Source organism: Mycobacterium sp. DL440, assembly GCF_011745145.1.
Taxonomy (GTDB): Bacteria; Actinomycetota; Actinomycetes; order Mycobacteriales; family Mycobacteriaceae; genus Mycobacterium.
On record NZ_CP050191.1, the window covers coordinates 4,633,637 to 4,649,153 of the forward strand.

The 15,517-nt window shown below is 66.4% G+C and carries 17 protein-coding genes and 1 riboswitch; of the genes, 2 read left to right on the forward strand and 15 right to left on the reverse strand.

What is annotated here, in order from left to right:
* Positions 1–29 precede the first annotated feature (29 nt).
* Together HBE63_RS22620 and HBE63_RS22625 are read left to right on the forward strand one after the other, a co-directional pair.
* Entirely contained in the window at positions 30–347 is a 318-nt protein-coding gene (locus HBE63_RS22620) for an antibiotic biosynthesis monooxygenase (protein WP_029108325.1), read from the forward strand.
* Entirely contained in the window at positions 322–1,686 is a 1,365-nt protein-coding gene (locus tag HBE63_RS22625; protein ID WP_208301187.1) for a serine hydrolase, read from the forward strand. The genes HBE63_RS22620 and HBE63_RS22625 overlap by 26 nt, the downstream gene beginning before the upstream one ends.
* Here the strand turns inward: HBE63_RS22625 and HBE63_RS22630 are convergent.
* From HBE63_RS22630 to folP, 15 genes are all read right to left on the reverse strand, one after another.
* Entirely contained in the window at positions 1,683–2,231 is a 549-nt protein-coding gene (locus HBE63_RS22630; RefSeq protein ID WP_166906744.1) for a histidine phosphatase family protein, read from the reverse strand. The genes HBE63_RS22625 and HBE63_RS22630 overlap by 4 nt on opposite strands.
* A 6-nt stretch (positions 2,232–2,237) precedes the next feature.
* Positions 2,238–3,035, reverse strand: a complete 798-nt coding sequence (locus HBE63_RS22635; protein ID WP_166906745.1) for a CbtA family protein — start codon at positions 3,033–3,035, stop codon at positions 2,238–2,240.
* 24 nt (positions 3,036–3,059) lie between these two features.
* Positions 3,060–3,275, reverse strand: a complete 216-nt coding sequence (locus HBE63_RS22640; protein ID WP_166906746.1) for a CbtB-domain containing protein — start codon at positions 3,273–3,275, stop codon at positions 3,060–3,062.
* A 26-nt stretch (positions 3,276–3,301) separates the two neighbouring features.
* Positions 3,302–3,412, reverse strand: a riboswitch (cobalamin riboswitch).
* An 82-nt stretch (positions 3,413–3,494) separates the two neighbouring features.
* Positions 3,495–6,023 carry an ATP-dependent protease ATP-binding subunit ClpC gene (gene clpC1 / locus HBE63_RS22645; RefSeq protein ID WP_166906747.1) on the reverse strand — a complete coding sequence of 843 codons (2,529 nt, stop codon included), beginning with the start codon at positions 6,021–6,023 and terminating at the stop codon, positions 3,495–3,497.
* A gap of 292 nt (positions 6,024–6,315) precedes the next feature.
* Entirely contained in the window at positions 6,316–6,657 is a 342-nt protein-coding gene (gene lsr2, locus HBE63_RS22650; protein WP_166906748.1) for a histone-like nucleoid-structuring protein Lsr2, read from the reverse strand.
* Between the two features lie 132 nt (positions 6,658–6,789).
* A complete protein-coding gene (gene lysS, locus HBE63_RS22655) occupies positions 6,790–8,313 on the reverse strand; it encodes a lysine--tRNA ligase (protein WP_371814799.1) in 1,524 nt (507 codons plus the stop codon).
* A 134-nt stretch (positions 8,314–8,447) separates the two neighbouring features.
* Positions 8,448–9,263, reverse strand: coding sequence for a type III pantothenate kinase (locus HBE63_RS22660; RefSeq protein ID WP_166906750.1), 816 nt, complete (start codon positions 9,261–9,263; stop codon positions 8,448–8,450).
* A complete protein-coding gene (gene panD / locus HBE63_RS22665) occupies positions 9,263–9,679 on the reverse strand; it encodes an aspartate 1-decarboxylase (RefSeq protein ID WP_166906751.1) in 417 nt (138 codons plus the stop codon). Before panD ends, HBE63_RS22660 begins: the two co-directional genes overlap by 1 nt.
* Entirely contained in the window at positions 9,679–10,623 is a 945-nt protein-coding gene (gene panC, locus HBE63_RS22670; protein WP_166906752.1) for a pantoate--beta-alanine ligase, read from the reverse strand. The genes panD and panC overlap by 1 nt, the downstream gene beginning before the upstream one ends.
* A complete protein-coding gene (locus tag HBE63_RS22675; RefSeq protein WP_166906753.1) occupies positions 10,620–11,603 on the reverse strand; it encodes a Rossmann-like and DUF2520 domain-containing protein in 984 nt (327 codons plus the stop codon). The genes panC and HBE63_RS22675 overlap by 4 nt, the downstream gene beginning before the upstream one ends.
* 80 nt (positions 11,604–11,683) lie before the next feature.
* Positions 11,684–13,213, reverse strand: a complete 1,530-nt coding sequence (locus tag HBE63_RS22680; protein ID WP_166906754.1) for a DUF6779 domain-containing protein — start codon at positions 13,211–13,213, stop codon at positions 11,684–11,686.
* Between the two features lie 78 nt (positions 13,214–13,291).
* Positions 13,292–13,768, reverse strand: coding sequence for a DUF3180 domain-containing protein (locus HBE63_RS22685; RefSeq protein ID WP_166906755.1), 477 nt, complete (start codon positions 13,766–13,768; stop codon positions 13,292–13,294).
* Positions 13,768–14,304: a 2-amino-4-hydroxy-6-hydroxymethyldihydropteridine diphosphokinase gene (folK, locus tag HBE63_RS22690; RefSeq protein ID WP_166906756.1), complete on the reverse strand. Its 537-nt coding sequence runs from the start codon at positions 14,302–14,304 to the stop codon at positions 13,768–13,770. The genes HBE63_RS22685 and folK overlap by 1 nt, the downstream gene beginning before the upstream one ends.
* Entirely contained in the window at positions 14,301–14,675 is a 375-nt protein-coding gene (gene folB, locus HBE63_RS22695) for a dihydroneopterin aldolase (protein ID WP_166906757.1), read from the reverse strand. The genes folK and folB overlap by 4 nt, the downstream gene beginning before the upstream one ends.
* A complete protein-coding gene (gene folP / locus HBE63_RS22700) occupies positions 14,668–15,507 on the reverse strand; it encodes a dihydropteroate synthase (RefSeq protein ID WP_166910092.1) in 840 nt (279 codons plus the stop codon). The genes folB and folP overlap by 8 nt, the downstream gene beginning before the upstream one ends.
* Between the last annotated feature and the right edge of the window lie 10 nt (positions 15,508–15,517).

The window sequence follows — 15,517 nt, forward strand, 5'->3', positions numbered from 1 at the left end:
TGCCGCGGACGCCGGGTAGCCTGAACACCATGCCCGTCGTGAAGATCAACGCCATCGAGGTCCCGCCCAACGCCGGTCCGGAACTGGAGAAGCGGTTCGCGAACCGTGCACATGCCGTCGACAGTCAGCCCGGCTTCCTCGGCTTCCAATTGCTGCGCCCGGTCAAGGGTGAAGACCGCTACTTCGTGGTGACGCAGTGGGAAACCGAAGAGGCCTTCCAGGCCTGGGCTTCGGGCCCGGCCGTCGAGGCACACAAGGGCCAGCAGGCAAAGCCTGTGGCCACCGGCGCATCGCTGCTGGAGTTCGAGGTTGTGCTGGACGTTGCAGGGCCCGCTGCCCAGGCGTAGCCGCGGCCGGTCGCTGCACCGCGCGGTCGGCCTGACGGCTATCGCAGCGGTCGCCGCGACCCTGGCTTGTGGCTGTGCGCCGAGTGTCGCGCCCGCGGCCGAGGTGTCCTACGGCGCGCACATCGACACCATCACCCCACCCGGTCTGCGGGCCAAGCAGACCATGGACATGCTCAACTCCGACTGGCCGATCGGCCCCGTCGGCGTTCGCACCCTGGCTGCCCCCGAAAAGGTCGACCTGGTGGGCACCAAGATGGACTCGATCTGGTGGGATCGACCGTTCAAGGTCACCTCGGTGGACATCGGGGCCGCGCAGGCGACATTGCACGTCCTTACGTCCTACAACGTGGCCCAGGACATCGAGCTCAGGACGAACGACGCCGGGCTGGTCGACCGCTTCGACGTCACGCTGGTCCCGCCGAGGATCGACAAGTGGTCCGATATCGACACCGAGCTGACCAAGTCGGGCGCACGCTACTCCTACCGCGTGTCCAAAGTGGTCGACGGCAAGTGCGAGCAGGTTGCCGGCACCAACACCGACATGTCACTGCCGCTGGCTTCGATCTTCAAACTCTATGTACTGCTAGCAGTTTCGGACGCCGTCAAGGCCGGCACCCTGAGCTGGGACGATCACCTCACGATCACCAAGGAAGGCAAGAAGCTCGGCTCCGCCGGGCTGGACAAGCTGCCCCCCGGCGCTCAGATCACGGTGCGGACCGCCGCCCAGCAGATGATCTCGGCCAGCGACAACATGGCCACCGACCTGCTGATCGGACGGGTGGGCCCGGCCGCGGTGGAACGCGCACTGGTGACCGCAGGGCACCACGATCCGGCCAGCATGACTCCGTTCCCGACCATGCACGAGGTGTTCTCGGTCGGCTGGGGCGAACCGAACCTTCGCGACCAGTGGAAAACCGCCTCCCCCACTGATCGGGTGGCGCTGCTCCAGCAGACCAATTCCCGTCCCTACGAACCGGATCCGTACCGCACCCATACGCCGGCATCCAATGACGGCCTCGAGTGGTTCGCCAGTGCAGCCGACATCTGCCGGGTGCACGCAGCGCTGCAAGCCTCGGCCTACGGCGCTGCGGCGCCGGTGAAGGACATCCTGTCGGCGCTGCCCGGTATCGACCCGGATCCGGATAAATGGAAGTACATCGGCGCCAAGGGCGGCAACCTGCCCGGCGATCTGACTTTCAGCTGGTACGCGGTGGATTACACCGGGCAACCGTGGGTGTTCAGTTTTCAGCTGAACTGGCCGAAGTTCCGTAGCCCCACTGCCGCGGGGTGGTTGCTGCAGGTCGCCAAGCGGGCGTTCGCCATGGCACCGGTCGGCTAGCTGCTTCGCAGCGTCCAGGCCTGGCCGCGGAAATGCATCACGGTGCGGCTCATCGGTGCGATGTCGATGCGCCAGAACGACTTTGGTGGCGCATCGAGGGCAACCAGGATGGCCGCCCGGACCACCGCCGGGTGGGTCACCGCGACGAGCCGGCCCCGTGTCGAGGCCAAGCTGTCCATCCAACGTTGCACCCGGTTGACGAGATCGACCACTGATTCGCCGCCGTGCGGTGCGCGGGTCGGATCGGTCAGCCAGACCGCCAGGTCCGCGGGCGGCATGGCGCTCAACACACCGCCGCGCCAGCTCCCGAAATCCAGATCGGCCAGTTGAGGTTCGACCACCGCCGACAAGCCCAGCAGTTCGGCCGTCTGGCGGACCCGTTTCTCCGGGCCGCAGTACGCGGCGTCGATGGCGCCCAGTTCGACGGTCGCATCGGCCTGGCGATGGCCCAGCGAATTCAGCGGCTCATCGGTGGGGAATCGTCCGGCCGCCGTAGCGTCGGTCATGGCATGGGACACCAACGACAACCGGACAACTTCACTCACTGGAACTCACGCCGCAACTGACTCCCGCTTGCCGTCCAGCAACCGCGACAGCGACGCCGCTCCGACAAGTCCGATCGTCGCCCAGATGATCACCTGGGTGCCCAGGCCGTAGAGCCGGAACTCGTAGAGATCAACCGCCGGGAAACCCGGGAACACGATGTTGCCGGCATCATCCCGCAACGGGCCGGGTGTCTCATTGATCGTGGGCAGGATCAGCATCAAAACCGCCACCGCGACGATGTACGCCGCAGCCCCCGCGAGGGTCGCATTCCAGGAACCGAGCTTCGGTGCCAGTTGATGGCCGAGATACGCCGCGGCGACCATCAGCAGCGCCGACAAGCCGACCATCAACAAGTACAGCAGCGCCCGCTGCGTGATCGTCTCATCGAGGCTCGTAGCCGGAGGATTCGGCGGGTACTTGAGCGAAGGCACGATCCACAGCGAGATCAGCATGCCGCCGGCGATGAGCACGGACAGCGTTCGCGCCGACAGGTTGTTGAGCCGGCCGTATGCCACACAGAACACGACGGCAAACAACGCACCCATCGCGACGCTGAACAGCAGCACACCAAGTCCCATGCCTATGTTGGACTGAATCCCGCGGCTGAAGAGCTCACCACCCTCTTCACCATGGCTGTGGCCACCATGTGCAACAGACATTGCCTCATGGGCCGCCGCAGTACCGTCCTCGAAATCGATTGCGCGGCCGACGATGGGTTCGATGAAGATCTTCGACCACACGAACGCGAAAACACCAGCTAGGGCGCCGGCGAGTACGCCGCGCCAGATGACATGTTTTTCCATTGTTTTGTTGTCCCCAGCGTCAGGTCAGTGGCAGGGGAAACCGAGCAGGTGCCGGGCGTCGTGGACGAACTCATGGATGTACATGTTGTCCCCGAAAACCGAGGTGGCACCCTGGTCGACGCCGACGAAGTACAGCAAGACCAACGCAAAGAACGCGGTCAAAGACAACCAGGCCACAGCACTGGCGGCAGACAGGTCGACTGCGGCGGCCCGGCTCTTACGCGCCTCGGGAGTAGTCATCGGAGTTCCTTTCGGGGATATCGCGTCCCAGTTCAAGGGTGACAGGCCAGGGTCTGACTGTTAACAGTGGCGCGGCCGTCCTGGATTCTCACCAGATTCCTATGCCTGTCGATTACACCAGCATCCTAACTACCGCGCAGGAGATCGCTCGTCGGCAGGTATGAAACCGGTATGAAGAATGCCCCCACCGAAACGGTGGGGGCATTCTTCGTCTGGAGCTTATTCCGCAGTGGCTCCGGCCTTGGCCAGATCCGGACCGTCCGAGCCGGCCGCCTTGGGCGCACCGGAGAACGTAAACTTCGCGTCCTCGCCGGCGCCTTCGCCGTCCCAACCCTCGACATCGACCGTGACCAGCTGACCGGGGCCGAGCTCGTCGAAGAGGATCTTCTCGGAGAGCTGGTCCTCGATCTCGCGCTGGATGGTGCGCCGCAGCGGGCGGGCACCGAGCACCGGATCGAAGCCTCGCTTCGCCAGCAGGGACTTGGCCTTGTCGGACAGCTCCATGGCCATGTCCTTGGCCTTGAGCTGCTTTCCGACGCGGCCGATCATCAGGTCGACCATCTTGATGATCTCGTCCTGCGTCAACTGGTGGAACACGATGATGTCATCGATGCGGTTGAGGAACTCCGGCCGGAAGTGCTTCTTCAGCTCGTCGTTGACCTTCTGCTTCATCCGCTCGTAGTTGTTCTCGCCACCACCCTGGGTGAAGCCGAGGCCGACCGCCTTGCTGATGTCGCTCGTACCGAGGTTCGAGGTGAAGATCAACACGGTGTTCTTGAAGTCGACCGTGCGCCCCTGACCGTCGGTCAGGCGACCGTCCTCCAAGACCTGCAACAGGCTGTTGTAGATCTCCTGGTGGGCCTTCTCGATCTCGTCGAACAGCACGACACTGAACGGCTTGCGACGCACCTTCTCGGTGAGCTGGCCGCCCTCTTCGTAACCGACGTAGCCCGGAGGGGCACCGAACAGTCGCGACGCCGTGAAGCGGTCGTGGAACTCGCCCATGTCGATCTGGATGAGCGCATCGTCGTCGCCGAACAGGAAGTTGGCCAGCGCCTTGGACAGCTCGGTCTTACCGACACCGGACGGGCCGGCGAAGATGAACGAACCGGACGGGCGCTTCGGGTCCTTCAGGCCGGCACGGGTACGGCGGATGGCCTTGGAGACAGCCTTGACGGCGTCCTCCTGGCCGATGATCCGCTTGTGCAGCTCATCTTCCATGCGCAGCAGCCGAGTCGTCTCCTCCTCGGTCAGCTTGAACACCGGGATGCCGGTCCAGTTGCCGAGCACTTCGGCGATCTGCTCGTCATCAACCTCGGCGACAACGTCGAGATCGCCTGAGCGCCACTGCTTCTCGCGCTCCCCGCGCTGAGCGACCAAGGTCTTCTCACGGTCGCGCAGGCTTGCCGCCTTCTCGAAGTCCTGCGCGTCGATCGCGGATTCCTTCTCCCGGCGCGCGTCGGCGATCTTCTCGTCGAACTCGCGCAGGTCTGGCGGAGCGGTCATCCGGCGGATGCGCATCCGGGCACCGGCCTCGTCGATCAGGTCGATGGCCTTGTCCGGCAGGAACCGGTCGTTGATGTAGCGGTCGGCCAGGGTGGCCGCGGCCACCAGCGCGCCATCGGTGATCGAGACGCGGTGGTGCGCCTCGTAGCGGTCGCGCAGACCCTTGAGGATCTCGATCGTGTGCTCGACCGTCGGCTCACCCACCTGAACCGGCTGGAACCGGCGCTCCAGGGCGGCATCCTTCTCGATGTACTTGCGGTACTCGTCGAGGGTGGTGGCACCGATGGTCTGCAGCTCGCCGCGGGCCAGCTTCGGCTTCAGGATGCTGGCCGCGTCGATGGCGCCCTCGGCGGCACCCGCGCCGACGAGGGTGTGCAGCTCGTCGATGAACAGGATGATGTCGCCGCGGGTGTTGATCTCCTTGAGCACCTTCTTGAGGCGTTCCTCGAAGTCACCGCGGTAGCGGCTGCCCGCGACCAGCGAACCCAGATCCAGGGTGTAGAGCTGCTTGTCCTTGAGTGTCTCGGGGACCTCGCCGTGCACGATGGCCTGCGCCAGGCCCTCGACGACGGCGGTCTTACCGACGCCGGGCTCACCGATCAGCACCGGGTTGTTCTTGGTACGCCGGCTCAGCACCTGCATGACCCGCTCGATTTCCTTCTCACGGCCGATGACCGGATCGAGCTTGCCCTCCATGGCGGCGGCGGTGAGGTTGCGGCCGAACTGGTCGAGAACCAGTGAAGTGGACGGATTGCCCGACTCACCACCACGACCACCGGTGCCGGCCTCGGCGGCTTCCTTGCCCTGGTAACCACTCAGCAGCTGGATGACCTGCTGGCGCACCCTGGTCAGCTCGGCGCCGAGCTTGACCAGCACCTGCGCGGCCACTCCTTCGCCCTCACGAATCAGGCCGAGCAGAATGTGCTCGGTGCCGATGTAGTTGTGACCGAGCTGCAGCGCCTCGCGCAGGGAAAGCTCCAACACCTTCTTGGCGCGCGGCGTGAACGGGATGTGACCGGACGGTGCCTGCTGGCCCTGGCCGATGATCTCCTCGACCTGGCTGCGCACGCCTTCCAGCGAGATGCCCAACGACTCCAGCGACTTGGCGGCTACGCCCTCGCCCTCGTGAATAAGACCCAACAGGATGTGCTCGGTCCCGATGTAGTTGTGGTTGAGCATCCGGGCTTCTTCTTGCGCCAGGACGACGACCCTGCGGGCACGGTCGGTGAATCTCTCAAACATCGGTGGTTACCTGCTCTCCATCGCGTAGCGATACCCGCGTACGGCTTCGTTATATCGGTTTTCTCGTAGCCCGCACGTAGTACCTACCGTCCACTCTAGTGGGCGGCCGCCCCGGGTGCGGAGGTTGGACCCAGGACAAGCTGTCCACATCGAGTGCTGCAGAAGAGCAACGCCGCCGGTAGACGATTCGTTTCCGAAAACCTTCCGATTCGGGTTCGCCACTAGCGAAAAACTCCGGACCGGGAATTCTCACCGGTCCGGAGCTGGCAACTATCGGTTACGTTGCGGTCGTCTATGTTGCTGCGTGGAAAGCGTCGATGACGTCAGCAGGGATGCGGCCGCGAGTCGACACGTTGTGCCCGTTGCGGCGGGCCCATTCGCGGATGGCCGCGCTCTGCTCGCGATCGATGGCGCCACGGCCTCGGGCCGGACCTGCCACCCGTCCGCGCCGACGTCCGCCGACCCGGCGTCCGGCCTCGACCCACTGCTTCAGGTCGTTACGGAGCTTGGTGGCATTCTTGGAGGAAAGGTCGATCTCATAGGTGACACCGTCGAGGCCGAATTCGACCGTCTCGTCGGCGGTGGCTTCGCCGTCGAAATCATCGACCAACGTGACGGTCACTTTCTTAGCCATTACCCCGCACCGAACCCTTCTGCTTACGCATTGGCGACTTACGCCCGAGTATCCTGCATCCGCGCCCCAATGTGCCACAAAACGCGCACATTTCCAACAACGCGTGGATCGCGGCGGTTCAGTTGCTGTGGATCAGTTACCGTGACGGCGAACAATCGGGAACAAAACCGTGTCTCTAATAGACAACCCTGTCAACGCCATCAACAAGCGATCGACACCCATTCCGGTTCCGGTGGTCGGCGGCATCGCATACTCCAATGCGGCAAGGAAATCGTCGTCGAGAACCATTGCTTCGTCATCGCCGGCGGCCGCCGCACGGGCCTGGGCCTCGAATCGTTCCCGTTGGATTACCGGATCGACGAGTTCGGAATATCCGGTGGCGAGCTCGAAACGCCGTATGTAGAGGTCCCATTTCTCGGTCACCCCGGGGATGCTGCGGTGAGCGCGGGTCAGCGGCGAGGTCTCGACCGGGAAGTCGCGGACGAACGTAGGCGCCCACAACTTCTCGCCGACAGTGTGTTCCCAGAGTTCCTCGACCAATTTTCCGTGCCCGTAACCACGGTCACGCGGAATCTCCACCTCGAGCCGATCGGCAATAGCCCACAAGTAGTCCACTGATGTCTCCGGCGTGATCTCCTCACCCAGAGCCTCAGACAACGAAGGATACATTTCCAACGTGTCCCATTGCCCGTCGAGATCGTAGATAGTGCCATCGGGCAATGGCACTTGCCGGGTGCCGATTGCCTCGTCGGCAACCTCTTGAATAAGTTCGCGGGTAACTACCGCAGAATCGTTGTAGTCGCCGTAGGCCTGATATGTCTCCAGCATCGAGAATTCCGGCGAGTGCGTAGAATCAACGCCTTCGTTGCGAAAGTTCCGATTCAACTCGAAAACCCGGTCAAAACCGCCGACGATGCAGCGCTTGAGGAACAGTTCCGGCGCGATCCGCAGGTACAAATCCACATCGAGCGCATTCGAGTGGGTAATGAACGGCCGGGCTGCCGCTCCACCGGCCAGCGTCTGCAGCATAGGTGTCTCGACCTCGAGGAAGCCCCGGCGTTCCAGTGCCGAACGCACCGCCCGCACCACCGCTACCCGCTGACGCGCAATACTGCGCGCCTCCGGACGCACGATGAGATCCACGTAGCGCTGACGCACCCGCGCTTCTTCGCTCATTTCTTTGTGAGCAATGGGCAGCGGGCGCAGAGCCTTGGCCGCCATCTGCCACGAATCGGCCAGCACGGAAAGTTCGCCGCGCTTGGAGCTGATCACCTCGCCGTGAAGAAACACGATGTCGCCGAGGTCCACATCGGCCTTCCACGCATCGAGCGACTCCTGCCCCACCTGGGCCAGGCTGATCATCGCCTGCAACTGCGTGCCATCGCCCTCCTGCAGCGTCGCGAAGCACAACTTGCCCGAATTGCGGGCGAACACCACCCGCCCCGAGACACCGACCATCACGCCGGTCTGGGTGTCGGCGACCAGGTCCGGATAGGCGCTGCGCAGTTCAGCCAGCGAATGCGTACGCGGGACGGTCACCGGATAGGGTTCGCGGCCCTCGGCCAGCAGCCGCTCCCGCTTGGCCTGACGAATCCGGAACTGCTCGGGAAGGTCGGCCTGGGACTGGGACGCGTCGTCGCGATCGGCTGGGCTCACAGAGTGCCAGCTTAAATGAACCCGCGAGCGCATAATTGCACGCCGACAAGCTGGCGGGGACTATCCGCATCCTGACGGGGACAGACTGCAGCCCAGGTGTGCACAACCTCACAACAATGGCGAATTGGTTCTGCCTATTTGGCGGGCTTGAGCCGGCCGCGCTGGCTGTCACGGTTCCGCTCGAACACCAACCGCAGGCCGTCAAGGGTCAGGTGCGGGTCGTAGTGCTCGACCGTGCGCAGGTCCGGCAACACCAGCGGCGCGGTGTAGCCGGTCGCCACGACCGCGACATCGTCGCCGGCGAATCCGTCGACATCCGCGCGGATCCGGTGGACCAGCCCGTCGACCAGCCCGGCGAACCCGAAAACCGCTCCGGCCTGCATGCACTCGACGGTGTTCTTGCCGACCACCGAACGCGGACGGGTCAGCTCGACCCGGCGCAGGGCAGCCGAGCGGGCCGCGGCGGCATCCGAGGACACCTGCACACCGGGTGCGATCGCCCCACCCAGGAACTCCCCCTTTGCCGACACCACATCGACACAGATCGACGAGCCGAAATCGACGATGATCGCCGCAGTGCCGTATTTGTGATAGGCGGCAAGGCAATTCACGATCCGGTCCGCGCCGACTTCCTTGGGGTTGTCGACCAGCAGCGGGATACCGGTACGCACACCGGGTTCAATCAGCACATGCGGCACCGTCGGCCAGTACTGCTCGAGCATGAGGCGCACCTCATGCAGCACCGAGGGTACCGTGGACAGCCCGGCGGCCCCGGTCAGACGCTCGGAGTCATCTCCGATCAGGCCGTCGAGGGTGAGCGCCAATTCATCTGCAGTCACCTCGGATTCGGTCCGGATCCGCCACTGCTGCACCACTTTCGCGTGATCCCCTGAACCGGAGATCAGCCCGACGATGGTGTGGGTGTTGCGGACGTCGATGGCGAGCAGCATCAGCGCGGTGACATCAGTTCGGACGCGTCCTCGGGGACGTAGGCCGGGTCATGGCTGTGCTCGCCGAGATCGATCTGCTTGTTGTCGGCATCTACGAACACGATCCGCGGCTGGTAGGCACGGGCCTCGGCATCCTCCATCACCCCGTAGGCGATCAGGATGACCAGATCGCCCGGGTGGATGAGATGCGCTGCGGCGCCGTTGATCCCGATCACCCCGGTGCCGCTCTCGCCGGTGATGGCGTACGTCACCAGGCGGGCACCGTTGTCGATGTCGACGATCGTCACCTGCTCACCCTCGAGCAGGTCGGCCGCTTCCATCAGGTCGGCGTCAATGGTCACCGAGCCCACGTAGTGCAGGTCGGCCTGCGTCACCGTGGCACGGTGAATCTTCGATTTCAGCATGGTGCGCTGCATCAGTTCCTCCAGGGCAATTCGTGATTGTCGCTGTCACCGACGCGGGGGTGTCCGTCGATTCCCGCCGACGCTCCGATATCGACCGATATGTTGTCCAGCAGCCGGGTCCGGCCCAGCCGAGCGGCCACCAGCAACCGGGCCTGACCTTCGCTCGGCGCGGGACCCAACATCGGGTCGCGCACCTCCAGGTAGTCGACGTCGATGGCGGGCACCTCGTCGAGCACCGCCCGGGCCGCGTCGACGGTCGCCGACGCCCCGCCCGCCGCCGCGTACTTCCCTGCCAGCAGGGCCGCCGACAACGCGCCGGCCTGTTCACGCTCGTCGGCATCGAGGTAGCGATTGCGCGACGACATCGCCAGTCCGTCGGATTCCCGGACGATGGGCACCCCCACGATCTGTACGTCGACATTGAGGTCGGTGACCATCTGCCGGATCAATGCCAGTTGCTGATAGTCCTTTTCGCCGAAGAAGGCCCGGTCGGGCCGGACGATCTGGAGTAGCTTGAGCACGACGGTGAGCACACCGGCGAAGTGGCCCCGGCGCGACGCGCCTTCCAGTTCATCGCCGGCTGTCCCGGGCTGCACACTGGTACGGGGTCCGTTGGGGTACATGTCCGAACCGGTTGGGGTGAAAGCGATCTCGACGCCCTCCGCACGCAGCGCGGCCAGGTCCTCATCGAGGGTCCGCGGGTAGGCGTCGAGGTCTTCGCCCGGCGCGAACTGCAACGGGTTGACGAAGATCGACACCACGACGACCGCGCCCGGAACCCGCTTGGCCGCCCGGATCAGGGTCAGGTGTCCTTCGTGCAGTGCACCCATGGTGGGCACGAGGGTGACCCGGCGGCCACTGGTGCGCAGGGCCCGGGCGACCGCTGCGACATCGGCGGGTGCCGAGTAGACGTTCAGCTCGCCGGCGACGAACTTGGGCGTGTTGCTGGGGGTCATCCGTGACTCGTTTCAGGGCGGTTTTTGGGACCTGCTTCTGGGCTCGTCTCCCGGAGAGCTGCGAGCACCCCCGCAGGCGCGTGAGCACGTTGGGCGGTGCGCAGTGAGTCGACCCGATATGCCTGGGCCAGTTGAGGATCCAATGCCCTTAGCGCATTCAGATGCGCGGTAACCGCGGCGGCGTCACCGCGCGCAACCGGCCCGGTCAACGCGGCCTGACCGCGTTGCAGCGCGTTCTCCAGCGCGGCCTGGGCCAGCGGGCCCACCACACGTTCCGGCAGACCGCCGGGCGCATCGCCGACGAGTTCCTGGCCGAGCAGTTCCTGGCCGCGAAGCGAGGCACGCAAGATGTCGACCGCATCGAGCACCAGGGTGACCAGGTGGTTGCCGGCATGCGCCAGCGCCGCGTGGTATTGCGTTCTGGCGTATTCGGGCACCCGGAACGGCTCGCCGCCGATCTCGAGCACCAGCGACTGACCGATCGCATAACCGACTTCGTCGGCCGCGGTGACACCGAAACACGTATCGGCCAGCCGCGAGATGTCCTCGTCCGAGCCGGTGAATGTCATCGCCGGATGGATCGCCAGCGGAATGCACCCCTGCTCGGTCAGCGGGGCCAGCACCGCGACCCCGTTGGCACCGGAGGTGTGCACCACGATCGTGCCGGGCCGCACCGCACCGGTGGCGGCCAGACCCGACACCAGAGATGTCAGCTCAGCGTCGGGGACCGCCAACAGCAAGAGTTCGGCCCGCTCCGCCACCTCGGGAACGGGAAGGACGGAGGTTTCGGGCAGCCGACGCTGCGCCCGCAGCCGCGACGCCTCGGATATCGCGCTGCACGCCACCACCACGTGTTCGACACGTTCCAGGGCATAGCCCAGCGCAGTGCCTACCCGGCCGGCGGAGATGATGCCGACGCTGAGCCTGGCCGGACGCAATCCCTCAGGAGGGGACCACCCGTTTGCAGGGGGCTGCTGCATCGCAGACGACCTCACAGGTTGAAATGGTTTTACGTTCCAGTCCCGCGTTGCGGGTACCGGACGGTCGCCACGAGACTAGCTCACTCCTTGCGGCGCCTGCGACGCCCGCCTTCGGCGGGACCCGTCTGAAACCGTGCCAGCAGCTCGTTCACCGACTGCCCATCGGCATGGTGCCCGTTCGGCGGCTCGGGCTCGTCGTCGGTGCGGTGCCGCGATGCCCGTCGCGGCGGCTCGGGTGGTTGCGAGGACTCGGTGGCCAACGCCGGGGACGGCTGTGCCGGTGCGGGCAGGCCGGCGTCGGAAACCTCACCCGCGGCGGAGTGACGACCACGCGGCGGCTCGGGAGCCTGACCTGGTGACATCGCGGGCGCCGGAGTCGGCGCGGGCTCAAGTGCCGGCTCAGCTGCCGGAGCTGGTTCGGGCTTGGGCGCCGGAGCTGCGGTGGGTGTCGATTCTTGGGCGCGGCGCCGGCCGACGTACTCGTTTGCGGCGCCGTTCTGGGCTACCGGTGTAGCCCAGTTGCTGCCCGGTACGCCTGCGGGAATCCACTGTCCCTCGGCGGGTGCCGGTTCCCAACCCGTCGCCGCGGGTTCAGCGGCGGGCGCCGACGTGCTCGGGGGCTCGGGTTCCGGGGCTTCGATGGTGGGTGACGGCTGCATCGGCGGCATGGCCGGTGGCGGCGGGGGCGGCGCCCAGGTCGACGGAGGCTCGGGCTGCCGGCGGGCGGCCGGTGGCGGCTCGGGCCGGGGCTGCGGTTGGGGCTCAGGCCGAGGCCCGGATACCGGTTGCGGCTCAGGCCCGAACACCGGTTGCGGCTCGGGCCGGGGCTGCGGTTGGGACTCAGGCCGGGCAGCCGGTTGCGGCCCGGGCCGCGGCGATGCCTTGGGCTCCGGCTGGCGCGGGGTTTCTTGCTGGCGCGGCGGCTCCGGGCGCCGGCGACGACGCGGCTGCTCTCCGGCGGGCACTGGCCGCGAGGGCAGCCGGTGCACGCCACCGGACGTCACCCAGTCGTTCTCCGGCGGATGCGGCTCCGCCGGGACATCGATGATCGGGCTTTCCTGGGTACGCGACATGCGGATGTCCGTGACCTCGACGGGCGGCACGTCCAGACGGCTGGCGGTGACCCGGCCGGCGGTACGCACCGCGCTCTTGTCGGTCTCGATGGCTGGGCGGTGTACCAGGTCCGTGTCGAACAGGATCTCCAGATTCGCCCGCAATGCGGCCAGCTCGGAGCGCAGCGCGGCAACCTCGTCGGCGGCCTGGGCGCGCAGCTCCGAGGCCAGCTCGCGGCGCAACTGGGTTTCGACGGTCAGCTCGTACTCCCGCCGCGCCGAGATCTCGCGATCCAGCTGCAGGTCGTAGACGAACTTCAGATCGCGGGCCTTGGCCTGGTCCAGGTCACTCTGGCGCCGATAGATCACGGAGACGAAGGCCGCCACCACGGCGGCCCACAGGGCCAGGATGACAGCGAGTTTCAGCAACTCGACACGATCGGTGAACACCAATGCGGAACTGGCCAGAATGGCGAGCACCAGCAATACCGTTAAGAGCAGCCAGCCTGGCCTTCGGCCGCCGCGCCGTGGCCGACCACCGCGGGGCAGAACGGTCATGCGCCGACTGTACCCGTCAGAGGTCATCCAGCCTGGGGACCGCTGCGGCGATTCGGCCAACTACCTGGCTGAAATCGTTCACTCGGTCGCAGTATCTCCGTTGTCCGGCGGTTCCTCGGGAGACTTGCAGCAATGCTGTAGCCACACCGCCGCGACGATCAGCGCCAGGGCACTGATCGCAGCCACCACCGCGCCGGGAGTGTCCTCGCCGGCGACCCTCAGGTCGCCGCGCCGGGGCAACAGGTACACCAGCACCCCGATCCACCAGCCCGCGGCGATGGCGCCGACCCAGGCCGAGGCCTTGGCGATGACGACCGACCGGGCCACCGTGAGTGGGTGCAGGCGGCCCCCACCGACCCCGATCTGACCGTCGTTGATCTTGGCCCGTACATAGAACGCCCAGCCCGCCTCGGCGATCGCAACCGCCAGCAGTGAGAGTCCGGTCCAGATGGTGAGCGGCGGGAACCACCGGTAGAGGCCACCGACCAGCAGGTAGCCGACGATGGCGACGACGACCACCGCGCCGGCCAGGTCGCGTTTGCGCGTCGGGCCCATCAGTCGGCCACCGGTTCGGTGCGGAAGTCCAGCGCCAGATCGGTGCGCCTGACCCCGGCTCGTTCGGCCGGGTCGATCTCCTCCAGCAGGTGCGCGACCCGCCGGGTGCGGCCGATGACGGTCAGCGTGGCATCCGGATCCACCGCCAACCACGGGATCAGCACGAACGCGCGCAGATGAGCCAGCGGGTGCGGCAACGTCAGGTCGTCATCGCGGGACTGCACCTCGACGTCACCGTCATGGCAGGTGACCAGGTCGACGTCGAGGGTGCGCGGGCCCCACCTCTGCTCCCGGACCCGGTCCGCGGCCGTTTCCAACTCCTGGCCGCGTCGCAGCCAGCCGTGTCCGTCGAGGCCCGGATCGTCGGCGAGCAGTACCGCGTTCAGGAACGGCGCCTGCTCGACTCCGCCCCAGGCGTCGGTCTCGAACACCGGCGACACCGCGCGGACCGCACTCCCGAAGCCGTCGACCACCGACTGCAACCGGGCCAGCCGGTCGCCGAGATTGGACCCGATCGACAGAACGGTCGATGTCACGTGGAGTTCCCCCGCCTCGATCGCCGGGCCACCACCGCGACATCGTCGAAGGTCAGCGGAATCGGGGCGCTCGGCTTGTGCACGACGACCTCGACCGCATGCAGACGCTCGTCGGCCATGATGGCGTCGGCGATCTCGGCCGAGACCGTCTCGATCAAGTTCCGCGGCGGGCCCGCGACGATATCTGCTGCCCGCTGGGCCAGTGCGCCGTAGTCGAGTGTGTCGGCGAGATCGTCGGTGGCTGCCGCCCGGCGCAGGTCCACCCATGCCGTGATGTCGATGACGAAGTCCTGCCCGTCGCGGCGCTCATGGTCGAACACACCGTGATTGCCACGAACCCGTAAGCCGCGCAATTCAATTCGATCAGCCAATCTGACCTCCAGATTCCCAGGCTTCCAGTACGGCGAGCGCGTCGACGGAGGCCACCACATCGTGCACCCGAACTCCCCAGGCCCCGCGCTGGGCCGCGAGCATCGAGATCACCGCGGTGGCGGTCTCACGGCCGTCCGGTGGGCGCGGGGTCCCGTCGGGCCCGGCCAGCAAGGCACCGAGGAAACGCTTGCGTGACGCACCGACCAACACGGGGATCCCGGTCGCGATGAATTCGGGCAGCGCGTGCAGCAGGGCCCAATTGTCCTGCGCGGTCTTGGCGAATCCCAGACCCGGGTCGATGATCAGCCGCTCCGGGGCAACGCCCGCAGCGACCGCGGCGTCGACCGCGGTCAGCAGTTCGGCCCGAACCTCGGCCACCACATCGCCGTAACCCGGAGCGCGGTGCGGCCGCTCGGTGCCGACCGAACGCCAGTGCATCAGGATCCACGGCACTTTCGCCTCGGCGAGCAGCGGCGCCATGTTGGGGTCCGCCAGGCCGCCGGACACGTCGTTGACGATCTGCGCGCCACTTTCCAGGGCCACCTTCGCCACATCGGCGTGCATGGTGTCGATGCTGACCGTGACGCCTTGGGAGGCAAGCGCTTCGATGACCGGAGCGACCCGGGCCGCCTCCACCGCAGGGTCGACGCGCACCGCACCGGGCCGGGTCGATTCCCCGCCGACGTCGATGATCGCGGCCCCGGCAGCGGCCAGCGCCAGCCCCTGTTCGACGGCGCGGTCGCGGTCGATGAACTTGCCGCCGTCGGAGAAGGAATCGTCGGTGACATTCACCACCCCCATGACCTGCACGCGCGTTCCGCGAGGGACCATCGGCCTGGCT

Coding starts and splice junctions, on each gene's coding strand:
- HBE63_RS22680 (WP_166906754.1), bottom strand. CDS start 13,213: ATGACCGTTCTGCCCCGCGGTGGTCGGCCACGGCGCGGCGGCCGAAGG.
- HBE63_RS22620 (WP_029108325.1), top strand. CDS start 30: ATGCCCGTCGTGAAGATCAACGCCATCGAGGTCCCGCCCAACGCCGGT.
- panC (WP_166906752.1), bottom strand. CDS start 10,623: ATGACCCCCAGCAACACGCCCAAGTTCGTCGCCGGCGAGCTGAACGTC.
- panD (WP_166906751.1), bottom strand. CDS start 9,679: ATGCAGCGCACCATGCTGAAATCGAAGATTCACCGTGCCACGGTGACG.
- HBE63_RS22635 (WP_166906745.1), bottom strand. CDS start 3,035: ATGGAAAAACATGTCATCTGGCGCGGCGTACTCGCCGGCGCCCTAGCT.
- HBE63_RS22660 (WP_166906750.1), bottom strand. CDS start 9,263: ATGCTGCTCGCCATCGACGTCCGCAACACCCACACCATCGTCGGGCTG.
- HBE63_RS22685 (WP_166906755.1), bottom strand. CDS start 13,768: ATGGGCCCGACGCGCAAACGCGACCTGGCCGGCGCGGTGGTCGTCGTC.
- HBE63_RS22640 (WP_166906746.1), bottom strand. CDS start 3,275: ATGACTACTCCCGAGGCGCGTAAGAGCCGGGCCGCCGCAGTCGACCTG.
- clpC1 (WP_166906747.1), bottom strand. CDS start 6,023: ATGTTTGAGAGATTCACCGACCGTGCCCGCAGGGTCGTCGTCCTGGCG.
- lsr2 (WP_166906748.1), bottom strand. CDS start 6,657: ATGGCTAAGAAAGTGACCGTCACGTTGGTCGATGATTTCGACGGCGAA.
- HBE63_RS22675 (WP_166906753.1), bottom strand. CDS start 11,603: ATGCAGCAGCCCCCTGCAAACGGGTGGTCCCCTCCTGAGGGATTGCGT.
- folP (WP_166910092.1), bottom strand. CDS start 15,507: ATGGTCCCTCGCGGAACGCGCGTGCAGGTCATGGGGGTGGTGAATGTC.